General features: G+C 69.8%; 7 protein-coding genes. 3 read left to right on the plus strand and 4 right to left on the minus strand.

Annotation, left to right across the window (positions count from 1 at the left end):
- Positions 1-53: 53 nt before the first annotated feature.
- The 4 genes from U9J66_RS11305 to cofD form a co-directional block, all read right to left on the minus strand.
- Positions 54-1,067, minus strand: coding sequence for a chitinase (locus tag U9J66_RS11305; RefSeq protein ID WP_161110564.1), 1,014 nt, complete (start codon positions 1,065-1,067; stop codon positions 54-56).
- A 166-nt stretch (positions 1,068-1,233) separates the two neighbouring features.
- Positions 1,234-2,838 carry a Na+/H+ antiporter gene (locus U9J66_RS11310; RefSeq protein ID WP_017533506.1) on the minus strand — a complete coding sequence of 535 codons (1,605 nt, stop codon included), beginning with the start codon at positions 2,836-2,838 and terminating at the stop codon, positions 1,234-1,236.
- Positions 2,839-2,964: 126 nt separating this feature from the next.
- A complete protein-coding gene (locus tag U9J66_RS11315) occupies positions 2,965-4,260 on the minus strand; it encodes a coenzyme F420-0:L-glutamate ligase (RefSeq protein WP_326337642.1) in 1,296 nt (431 codons plus the stop codon).
- Positions 4,257-5,240: a 2-phospho-L-lactate transferase gene (gene cofD / locus U9J66_RS11320; RefSeq protein ID WP_014913327.1), complete on the minus strand. Its 984-nt coding sequence runs from the start codon at positions 5,238-5,240 to the stop codon at positions 4,257-4,259. Before cofD ends, U9J66_RS11315 begins: the two co-directional genes overlap by 4 nt.
- A gap of 247 nt (positions 5,241-5,487) precedes the next feature.
- Here cofD and U9J66_RS11325 point away from each other — a divergent pair, with 247 nt between their 5' ends.
- The 3 genes from U9J66_RS11325 (at position 5,488) to U9J66_RS11335 (ending at position 11,416) form a co-directional block, all read left to right on the plus strand.
- Positions 5,488-7,041, plus strand: coding sequence for a hypothetical protein (locus U9J66_RS11325; protein ID WP_326337643.1), 1,554 nt, complete (start codon positions 5,488-5,490; stop codon positions 7,039-7,041).
- Between the two features lie 240 nt (positions 7,042-7,281).
- Positions 7,282-7,569: a WhiB family transcriptional regulator gene (locus U9J66_RS11330; protein ID WP_014908913.1), complete on the plus strand. Its 288-nt coding sequence runs from the start codon at positions 7,282-7,284 to the stop codon at positions 7,567-7,569.
- A 313-nt stretch (positions 7,570-7,882) separates the two neighbouring features.
- Positions 7,883-11,416: a glycosyltransferase family 2 protein gene (locus U9J66_RS11335; RefSeq protein WP_326337644.1), complete on the plus strand. Its 3,534-nt coding sequence runs from the start codon at positions 7,883-7,885 to the stop codon at positions 11,414-11,416.
- Position 11,417 lies beyond the last annotated feature (1 nt).

Genomic DNA, 11,417 nt, shown 5'->3' on the forward strand with positions numbered 1-11,417 from the left:
GGGCCGCGTGGGACCGCGGGTGGGAGTGTGGGTCCCGCGGGTGTTCTCGTCGGTTATCGCAGGGCGGCCGAGACCGTCCGGGCGAAGGCGTAGTCGCTGGTGGCGTCCCAGTTGATGGACCAGGTCATCACGCCGCCGATCTGACCGTAGGGGGTCTCGGGGGAGAAGGAGCCGCAGCCGTTGCCGGTCTGGAGGCAGTCCAGGGCGGAGACGACGCCGCTCGGCGCCATGTATCCGCCGCCCGCGGCGGAGGAGACGGCGGGCAGACCCAGGCCGACCTGGTCGGGGGTCAGGTTCATCTCCAGCTGAATGCACGCGAGGGCGGCGACGAAGTCGGGTGTGCCCTGCTGGTAGACGTTGCCGTCACAACCCAGCATGGAGCCGGAGTTGTAGTACTGCATGTTGATGATGGTGAGGATGTCGGAGATGTTCTCCGCCAGTTTGTAGTACTCGGCGGTGGGGCTCTGGAAGTCGATGGTCTGCGGGGCCATCGTGACGATCAGGTCGGAGCCGGCCTTGCCGCTGAGGTCGTGCAGCGCGTTCGACATGTGCTCGGCGTTGATGCCGTGCTCCAGGTCGATGTCGACGCCGTCGAACCCGTAGTCCTGCATGAGCTCGTAGGTGGTGTCGGCGAAGTTCTGCGCCTGGGTGGGGTTGGTGACGTTCACGTGACCGAGCTCGCCGCCCACGGAGATGATCACCTTGCGGCCCTCGGCCTGGATGGCGGCGATGTCCTCGCGGAATTGGGCGTCGGTGTAACCGGCGAGCTCCGACTCGGCGAGGTTGAAGGTGATACCGCCGTCGAGCTGGGGGTGATTGTCGGCGAAGGCGATCGCCACCAGGTTGTACTCGGAGGGGATCTCGGACAGCGGCATCACGGTGGAGCCGTTGTCGAAGTTGTGCCAGTAGCCGGTGAGCCACTGTTCGGTCTGTTGGGTCTGCGCGGAGTCGGGCGTGTTCTCGACCTGGGCGGGCTCTGCGGCCGCGGCACCGGTGGAGACGAGCGCGGTGGCGACCGCGGCGAGGCCGCCGAGGAGGGCGAGCCGGGTCTTCCGGAAGGTGAGCATCGGGGGGGTGCTCCTTTCGTCGAGCGGGGGGACGAAGGGTCCTAGCTCCGTGAGCCGGTAATTGTTAGGAAACTTTAAAGTTGACGACGGGGTGCGTCAACGGAAACGGTAAGGAAAGTTTGCGGTTTTCTTGGGCACCCGGTACCAGGAACGCCTTCCCCGCTGGTCAAAGCCCGTACTGGCCGCTTCCGCCGTCACGGATGTCCATGTCCTGGTTCAGCCTCGTGAACACGTCGTAGTCGATCGTGCCGGAACGGTAGAGGTCCATCAGGGCGTCCCGCCGCGACTGGATGATCTGCTCGTGGATCGCGCGACGGTTCTCGAGGCCCTTCTTGGCCTTGTGCAGTTCCAGCTCCGACTTCTCCTCCTCCGCCTCCAACAGGCTCTTCACCTGTCCGATCCGGATGGAGTAACGCTCGCGCATGGCGTCGGCGGTCCTACCGTCGACGTCGCCCTCGGTGAACAGTTCGTCGACCTTGCGGACCGCGGCGCAGCCCATCTCGTACTCGGCCCGCAGGTACTCCCTCTGCCGGGTCCCCTCGTCGGTCAGGCCCAGTCTGCGCAGCACCCACGGCAGGGTCGTGCCCTGGCCGACCAGGGTGCCCATCACCACCACCCCGGCGATGAAGATGAGCGCGCCCCGCTCGGGGAAGGCCTGTCCGTCCAACGTCGTCGGGAGCGACAGGGCGATCGCGAGCGAGATCGCGCCGCGCATACCGCTCCACCCGATCGCGACGCGTTCTCGGAAGGTCGACACCCCCAGCGGCATCTTCGGGACGAATCTCTGGATCGGGACGACGAACAGCATCAGCGTCATGCGCAGCGCCATCGCCGTGGCGGTCACCACCAAGGCCACCAGGAACAGCTGTACGAAGCCGAAGCTCTCGCGGACGGCGAGCACCACCGCGTCCAGTTGCAGGCCCAAGAGGACGAACAGGGTGGCCTCCAAAAGGCCGACCAGGGCGGTCCAGATGGTCCGACCGTTCAACCGGACCCGGGGAGGCAGCAGCCCCTCGCCGTGCGTGCCCAGATAGAAGCCGGCCACGACCGCCGCCAGAACCCCGGAGAACCCGGCCATCTCCGCGGGGATGTAGGCCACGAACGGGGTGACCAGCACCGTCATCAGCTGGAGGGAGGCGTCGCGCATCCGGACACGGGCCCAGGCGACCAGCACGGCGATCAGGGCCCCATAGGCCAGCCCGCCCACCACGACCTTGCCCAGCTCCAGGAGGGCGTCTCCCGGGGTGAGCGGATGGGCCATCGCGGTCAAGGCCAGGCTGAACAGGGTCAGGGCCACGCCGTCGTTGATGAGGGACTCGCCCTCCAGGATGGTGAGCACGCGGCGCGGGGTGCCGGCGCGTTTGAGGATCGCCGAGGCGGCGACGGCGTCGGTCGGGGCGATGGCCGCGCCCAGGGCGATGGCGGCCGGCCACCCGGCGTCGGGGAGCAACAGGTGGATGACGGACGCCAGCCCCAGGGCGGTGAGCAGGGTGACCCCCACCGACATCACGATGATGGGGCGCATCAGGTCGCGCATGTCCTTGGGAGAGGAGAAGAACGCCGCGTTGTAGATCAGCGGGGGCAGGAAGACCAGAAGGATGATCTCCGGGCTGACCGACAGGGAGTGCATCCACGGGATCACTCCGAGGAGCATCCCCACCATCACCAGGACCACCGATCCGGGCACGCGGATACGTCCGGAGATCAACTGCCCCACGATGACCGCGATCACCACGACCAGCGCGGCGATCACATACTCCTCGACGTTCACCCGGCCCCTCCCGTCGGTCGACCGCACCAGCATGCCGCTCGGCGGGACCACTCGACGTGAGGACGCGCCGCCCGTGCCCGGTGGGCCGGTACGGCGCGTCGTCCGTGTTCACACGGGGTGGGAGCCTCAGCGCACCACGACGAAGTCCTCCGGATCACGGGGCGGACGGTCCTTGGGCGGTTCGGCCGCGTACCCCACGGCCACGGCCCCCATCGGACGCCACTCCTCCGGGACCTCCAGCACCTCGCGGACCACGTCCGCGCAGAACATCGTGGAGGAGATCCAGGCCGACCCGAGACCCTCCATGGCCAGGCCCACCAGCAGGTTCTGTACCCCGGCGCCCATGGCGACCAGGAACATGGACCGCTCGGCGTCGGCACGACGCTCGTCCGGATACGGGTGGGCCCCGTCGGCGACCAGGAAGGGCACCACCAGATAGGGGGCCCGACGCAGGACGTCGCCCCTCCGGGTCCGTCGTGCGATCTGTTCCTCGGTGAAACCGTCCCCGCGCAGGTCCTCCACCCAGGCCTGGAGCATCGCGTCCAACAGACGTTCGCGGGTCTCGGGCGACTCCACCAGGACGAACCGCCACGGCGTGGTGTGATGCGGGGCCGGCGCGGTGATCGCCGAGGCGACCGCGCGACGTACCAGGGCCGGGTCGACCGGACGGTCGGAGAAGGAGCGTACGGTCCGTCGGGCCGGGACCACGTCACGCGACCCGTAACGGAACATGTCCTCGTCGGCGGGCCGCACGAGCTCGGCCGCCCCCGGACCGTCCTCCTCGGTCACCAGATCGCCCAGGCCGGAGATCACGGCCACCGGTATCGCGGAGGTCTTGCCCTTGACCAGCTCACCGGCGCCCGCCACCTCGTCGGCGATCGCGTTGATCGTCGCCTCCATGAGGTTGCCGTGGGCGTCGGTCGTGCCGCGCAGGTCCTGGAGCGCGCGCAGCCCGGCCGCCCCGATGGCCACGTCCGTCTGCCCCTCTCGCCAGGGGCGTCCGAAGGTGTCGGAGATCACCACGCCCACGCGCACGCCCAGACGGTCGAGGACTCCGGCCCGCAGGGTCCGCGCGGAGACGTCGGAGTCCTCGGGCAACAGCAGAACGGTGCCCGGCTCGACGTTGGAGGCGTCCACTCCCGCCGCCGCCATCACCAACCCCTGCCGGGTCTGCACGATCCGTGTGCGACCCATGCGGGCGACGACCCGCTCGGTCTCGGCGTCGATGGCCTTCTCGCGGTCCATCCGGACCGAACGTCCCTCGGCCTTGGAGACGATCTTGGAGGTGACGACGAGCACGTCCCCGTCGACCAGGGGCCGGCCGGAACCGGCCACGGCCTCGGCCACCAGTTCCGCGAGATCGTCGCCCGAACGGACCTCCGGGATGCCGAGAAGACCGCGTATCCGCAATTCGACGCTCATCGGCCCCCGTCCCCGCGCAGCTCCAGCGCCAGGTCCAGAGCGGCACGGGCGATCGCCTCGGTGGACTCGGGATCGCTCATGTACAGCGGACGGGAACGGACCTCGATGCCCTCGACCTCGGTGCCGGCGTCCGCCTCGTCGACCAGCCAACCGTCCAGTAGATCCGAGCCCAGGTGCGCGGCGACGGCGCCCGCGGAGGTCTCCACGCCGATCGCGGTCAGGCAGGCGTCGGCCATCCCGCGGACGGGCGCGCCGCCGATGATGGGAGAGACGCCCACCACGGTCTTGTCGACCAGGGCGTCGCGGATCCCGGGAACGTTGAGGATGGAGCCCACGCTCACCACCGGGTTGGACGGGGGGAGGAGGACGAGGTCGGCCTCCTTCACGGCCTCGATCACGCCGGGGGCGGGGCGGGAGTCCTCCGCGCCCACGCTGATGATCCGCTCGGCGGGCAGAGCGGCGCGGTGCTCGATCCACCATTCCTGGAAGTGGACGGCCCGTCGTCCCCGCTCGTCCTCGATGACCACGTGCGTCTCGACCTGGTCGTCGGTCATCGGGAGGAGGCGCACGCCGGGGCGCCAGCGGTCGCACAGCGCCTCGGTGATCGCGGAGAGGGGGTAGCCCGCGGCGATCATCTGGGCACGTACGATATGCGTGGCGGTGTCCCGATCGCCCAGACCGAACCAGGTGGGTTTCATCCCGTAGGCGGCGAGCTCCTCCTTGACCGTGAAGGTCTCGTCGGCCCTGCCCCAGCCCTGCTCCTCGTTGATCCCACCCCCCAGGGTGTACATCACGGTGTCCAGGTCGGGGCAGATCCGGAGACCGAAGAGGGTGATGTCGTCACCGGTGTTGCCGATGACGGTGATCTGGTGGTCTGTGGCCTGGTCGGGGCCGGTCGACGCGTCCGTTCCGAGTGCGGCCTTGAGGCCGCGGAGGAAACGCGCGCCGCCGATACCGCCGGCCGGTACGACTATCCGCATGCGCCCAAGTCTGGCAGGCTGGTGTCGTGTATGGGTCGTCTGCCCCGTGGTGGGCGCGATCCTTCGTGTCCGATCCGGTACCGAAGGTCGGTGAACCTTCGGGCCTCGGCCGCCATCCCACCCCATCGGCTCCGCGTTCGGTGTCCCCAGTGTCCGCCCGTGCCCGGCCGAGCCGATTCACCCGACAGTCCGACGATATGCCAAGCTTCCTCCGACGCGACGGCGAAGCAGCAGAGGGGAACCTCTCTTGAACAACGAAACACTGGAACGCCTACGCCTCCCCGGGGCCTGGGTCCTGCTGGGAGCGGCGGGCGTCACGATGCTCTCGGGCCTCATCAGGCTCATCATCGAGGCGAGCGAGATCGGCGGAAGCTTCGCCCGGTCCATGAACTGGGCCGGAGACTCCTTCTATGGTCTCACGGTCACGCTGCTTCTGGTAGCCGCGGTGGTCCTGGTCTTCACCAGTGAGCGGGCCCGTCAGTCCGCCTTCCCCGTGGTCCTGACCACGATGATCCTGGCCGGTGTCGGTCTGCTCTTCTGCCTGATCGGGCTGATCAGCGGGTTCATCGAGGTCGACAACGGCGGTCTCGCCTTCGCCGGCTTCCTGTCCAGGGCGGCTCAGGGCGCGGTGCTCGGCTTCTTCGGGTTCTACCTGATCAAGATCTTCAACGACCCGACCGTGGTTCCGCGGGCGCAGCCGCAGCAGGCGCAGTACGGGCAGCAGTTCCCGTCCCCGACGGGCACGCAGCAGCCGTTCGCCCAGCCCGGCTACCCGGCCCAGGCCGACGCCTCCCAGCAGGTCTACGGTCAGCAGTACGGACAGGACGCCCAGCAGGCCGTCTACGGCCAGGAGTCCGTGTACGGCCAGGACGCCGCCGCTCAGCAGCAGGCCTATGGCCAGGACGCCGCTCAGCAGGCGTACGGGACCGACGCCCAGCAGCAGGCCTACGGCCAGGAGGCGGCCTATGGTCAGGACGCCGCGGCTCAGCAGCAGGCGTACGGTACCGACGCTCAGCAGGGCTACGGTCAGCAGTACGGCCAGGAGGCCGCTCAGCAGCAGTACGGTACCGGCGCTCAGCAGGCCTATGGTCAGGACGCCGCGGCTCAGCAGCAGGCCTACGGCACCGGAGCCCAGCAGGGCTACGGAAGCGGCGCCCAGCAGGCGTACGGTACCGACGCCCAGCAGGGCTACGGTCAGCAGTACGGCCAGGAGGCCGCTCAGCAGCAGTACGGCACGGGCGCTCAGCAGGCCTATGGTCAGGACTCCGCGGCTCAGCAGCAGGCGTACGGTACCGGGGCTCAGCAGGCCTATGGTCAGCAGTACGGCACCGGTGCCCAGCAGGCCGCCTACGGTCAGGACTCCGCTCAGCAGCAGGCCTACGGCGCCGACGCCTACGGTCAGCAGTACACGGCCGATGCCTCCCAGCAGGCCTATGGTCAGCAGTACGGCCAGGGGGCCGCTCAGCAGAACGAGTACGGTCAGGCCTACGACCCCTCCCAGTACGCCCCGCAGCAGCCCTACGACGCTCAGGGCGGCGCGGACCAGCAGGCGCAGGAAGCCATCCAGAACGGGTGGTACCAGGACCAGTCGCAGCAGCAGACCGGTCAGGAGAACCCCGCCGCCCCAGGAGTTGAACCATTCTTTAACTCCAATGAGAACACTGGTGGGCAGACGTCGGACCAGAGTGGTGGGACGTACGGAAGCCAGTACGGTTCCGGCGCCGGCTACGGCTCTGACCAGCAGGGACAGGGCGGGGCCGACAATCAGCAGAACTGGTACGGCAACGACGGCCGACGCTGACCCGCCTCGGTTCGCCCCGCACTCGCGCGCCTTGGAAGGTACGTGAATTGCGTGGTAATCCACAGAACGGACATCGCGGGCCTGCCGTTGGCGGTTCGTTACATGATATTCAGTGGATTACCACGTAGGGCGCTTGACTCTTGGTGATGCGCCCGCGTGTAATTCCAATGTGGGATTTCCACCCGACCTGGGGGATGAAAAGGGTCGGGGACATCTATTGGGGGGCTACAGGAGGTGCGCATGAGCGAGGTCATCCCGCTGGCGCACGGCTCGGATGAAGATCTGGGCTGGCAGGAACGTGCCCTGTGCGCGCAGACGGACCCGGAGGCGTTCTTCCCCGAGAAGGGCGGCTCGACCCGGGAGGCCAAGAAGGTCTGTCAGTCGTGCGAGGTACGGGCGGAGTGCCTGGAATACGCGCTGGAGCATGACGAACGCTTCGGTATCTGGGGGGGACTCTCCGAACGCGAGCGCCGAAGGCTGAAGAAAGCCGCCGGGGGAGATTTCGATTTCCTGGCGGACATGCTCTAGGGGCGAGTGTCGCGATGCGCGTCCGGGCGATGAGCCCGGGCGCGCTTTTTCATGTTCGGCGGCGATCGCGTGACTTCGGAGGGATTGGTCACTCCACCCCCGGAGCGGTGAATGCTCCGATATGGTCGGCTCGGTCCCCCCGGCCCGAATAGCCCCGCAATGGCGCGGGTGGCGTATCGTGAGGTCCCGCGTTCGCGCTCGCGAACCGTGTCCGGCGCGCATACGCTCTCACCGGTCGTTCCCCCGGCCGCGCCGCACCCCGGCCCCGTAGACGAGGGCCGGCCCCTTCTCCCGGAGAGAACCCGCCACCGCCGTGCTTGACCTGGATTCCGCCCGCCACGTCGTCACCGCGGTCATCGTGTCCCACGACGGCGCACGTTGGCTGCCGGAGACCCTGTCCGCGCTGCGCTCCCAGTCCCACCCCGTCCAACGCGTCGTGGCCGCGGACACCGGAAGCGCCGACGGCAGCCCCGACCTCTTGGCGGAGTACCTGCCCGCCGACGCGATCATCGACCTGCCCGCCGATACCGGCTACGGCGACGCGATCCGCGCGGCCCTCGAACTCCCCCGCTCCAGCACCGAGGTTCGGGGCTTCGACGACGACGCCACCGAGTGGATCTGGCTGATCCACGACGACCTGACCCCGGAACAGGACACCCTCGAACGGCTGCTGGAAGCGGCCGACCAGGACCCGCGCTCCGCCGTGCTGGGGCCCAAGCTCCGCGACTGGTTCGACCGTCGTCTCCTGGTGGAGGCCGGCGTCACCATCGACGGGGCCGGTCGCCGCGAGACCGGTCTGGAACAGCGTGAGTTCGACCATGGTCAGCACGACGGCACCCGCCAGGTGCTGGCCGTCTCCAGCGCGGGCATGCTGATCCGTCGCGACGTGTGGGAACGCCTCGGGGGGTTCGACCCGGCGCTGCCCCTCTTCCGCGACGACATCGACTTCTGCTGGCGCGTGGGCGGTGCCGGTCTCCGGGTCCGCCTGGTCACCGAGGCCGTCGCCTACCACGCGGAGGCCTCGGCCCGCCGTCGGCGCAGGATCACCGCCACCCGTAACCACCCGCGTCGGGTGGACCGCCGGCACGCGGTGTTCGTCCTGCTCGCCAACCTGCCGGTGGGCGGCATGGTGTTCGCCCTGTTGCGCAACTCGGTGGGGTCCCTGCTGCGCGTGATCATGTACCTGCTGATCAAACAGCCGGCCAACGCCCTGGACGAGGCGGCCGCGATCACCCTGGTCTACGGGAGGCCCTTCCGGTTGGCCCGGGCCCGGTTCCGGCGTCGCCGCGACCGCAGACGCACCTACAGCGCGATCCGCCCCTTCCTGGCCCGGGGCGTGGCCATGCGGCAGTTCGCCGACGCCGTCACGGGGCTGCTCACCGGGGAGCCCGTCGGAGACACCGCCGGCCGACACCAGGCGGTCACCGTGGCCCCGAGCGAGGACGACGGAGTGGTCGACGACTCCACCTCGTTCTTCCGGCGCGTGATCCTCCGACCCGGGGTGCTGCTGGTCATCGGTCTGACCGTGGTCACGATCATCGCCGAGCGCTCTCTGTTCTTCGGCACCCTGCTCGCCGGGGGCGCGCTTCCACCGGTCGCGGGCAACGCGTTCGACCTGTGGCACCTGTACCTGTCCGCCCATCCCGACAGCGGGGTGGGAGCCGATGGTCCGGTGCCGCCCTACGTGGGTCTGATCGCTCTGCTGTCCACCCTGACCCTGGGCCAACCGTGGCTCGCGGTGATGGTGATCCTGCTGGGCTGTGTCCCCCTGGCCGGGTCGACCGCCTACCTGCTCGCCCGCGAGGTCCTGCGCTATCGCCCGGCCCGACTGTGGATGGCCGGCGCCTACGCGTTGATGCCCATGGCCACCGGGGCCGTCGCCCAGGGACGCCTGGGCACCGCGCTCGTCCACGCCCTGCTGCCAGTGCTCGGCCTGCTCCTGGTCCGGCTGTTGTCGATGCCGCCCAAGAGTTCACGAAGAGCCGCCTGGGGGCTGGGGCTGGTCCTGACGGTGGCCACCGCCTTCGTGCCGCTCGTGTGGCTGTTGTGCCTGGTCACCGGGGTTCTGGTCGCGGCCGCCTTCGGCCACCTGGGACGTCGCGTCTACGTCAGTATCGCGATCGCCCTGGCCGTGCCGATCGTGCTGCTCATGCCGTGGACCCTGGAACTGCTGCTGCACCCCGGACTATGGCTGTTGGAGGCCGGGCTGCACCGGCCCGAACTGTCCGATCCGGGGGCCACCCCGGGCGAACTGCTCCTACTCTCCCCGGGCGGTCCCGGCACCCCGCCCTTCTGGGTGACGTCCGGCTTCATCGCCGCCGCCCTGTGCTCCCTGCTGCTGCTCCGCAACCGGATGCTCGTCGCGGCGGGATGGTCTCTGGCCCTGTTCGGGCTGCTCATCGCCATCGTGACCAGCCGGATCGTGATCGAGCCCTACTACGGGGGACCGCCCGCCCAGGTCTGGCCCGGGGTCGCGCTGGCCTTCTCCGCCACCGCCGTACTCCTGACCGCCGCCACGGCGGCCCGCGCCTTCGGCGACATGATCAAGTGGGGGAGCGCGCGCGAGACGACCACCGGAGGGCGGTGGAGGCGGGGGCTCGAACGTTGCTTCGCCGTGGGTGTGGCGACCTTGGCCCTGGCCACGCCCCTCTCCGCCGCCGGAATGTGGATGTGGGAGGGCGTCGACGGCCCGCTCACCGCGAACGCCGCGCCCACCGTCCCGGGCGCTCTGGAGAGCGTCAGCTCCGACGGGACACGTCCGCGCACGCTCGTCGTCACCCCGCGAGAGGACGGGAGCGTCGACTACGTGGTGGTGCGCGGACGCGAGCCGCGTCTGGGCGAGGAGCGCGTCATGCCGCCGCCCGATACCCGCGTCGCCATGGACCGGGCCGTCTCCGAACTGGCCGCCGGTCGGGGCGGGGACCCGCTGGTGACCCTTCTCGACCACGGCGTCCAGTACGTGCTCTACCCCCGCCCCGAACTGGGTGCGCCCTCCGACGCCACCATGGTCGACACCCTCGATGGGACCCCCGGTCTGGGACGACAGTCGCTGTCGGACCACTACGGCCTCTGGCGGATCGCGGAGCCCACCGGGGAACTGCGCGTGGTCTCCGAGGACGGGACCACGGACGAGGCCCTCGTGGTCGACGGGAGCGCCGACGAGTTCACCGCCACGCTGGAGCCGGGGCACACCGGTCGGCTCCTGGCCCTGGCCGAACCCGCCGGAGCCGATTGGCGGGCCACCCTCGACGGGGTCGCGCTGTCCCCGGTCGACACCGGTAACGGCACCCAGGCCTGGGAGCTGCCGGTCGACGGCGGAGAGCTGTTGATCAGACACTCCGATCCGGTGCACACCGCCTGGGTGATCACCCAGGGTCTCCTTCTCCTCGTCGTATCCGTGCTCGCCGCTCCGGGAGTGCGCACCGAGGAGGAACGCCGGCTCATCGAGGCCACACCGATGCCCCGCCCCCGCCGCCCTCGCAGGGCGGGGCCCGCACAGCGCCGAGGACGTCGGGGGCGTGGCGGAGGCGCACGGTCCTCGACCGAGGCCCCCTCCACGGGCGGCGTCGCGGCGCCGGAGGAGCCCGTGCCGGAGAACGACTCCGTACCGGGGGACGAGGGCACCGGGACGAAGGACCGTGGAGCGGACGAAGGGACCGCCCGACCCGCCGCGGAACGGTCGGCGGACGAGCCGACCACCACCGGTTCCATCCCCGCGGTACGCGGCCGACGTCGCGCCGAACGAGGGGGCCGGAAGGCCGGTAGGCGCAGGGCGACGGGCCGACGCCGCGCCGGTTCCCCGCGCGAACCGGAGCGGCCGGAGAACGACGACACGAGGGAGGGGTAGG

The sequence above is a fragment of the Nocardiopsis sp. LDBS1602 genome (genome assembly GCF_035818715.1).
Taxonomy (GTDB): domain Bacteria; phylum Actinomycetota; class Actinomycetes; order Streptosporangiales; family Streptosporangiaceae; genus Nocardiopsis; species Nocardiopsis alba.

Excerpts from the sequence above, each read along its gene's own strand:
- U9J66_RS11305 (WP_161110564.1), bottom strand. The coding sequence starts at position 1,067 with ATGCTCACCTTCCGGAAGACCCGGCTCGCCCTCCTCGGCGGCCTCGCC.
- U9J66_RS11315 (WP_326337642.1), bottom strand. The coding sequence starts at position 4,260 with ATGAGCGTCGAATTGCGGATACGCGGTCTTCTCGGCATCCCGGAGGTC.
- cofD (WP_014913327.1), bottom strand. The coding sequence starts at position 5,240 with ATGCGGATAGTCGTACCGGCCGGCGGTATCGGCGGCGCGCGTTTCCTC.
- U9J66_RS11330 (WP_014908913.1), top strand. The coding sequence starts at position 7,282 with ATGAGCGAGGTCATCCCGCTGGCGCACGGCTCGGATGAAGATCTGGGC.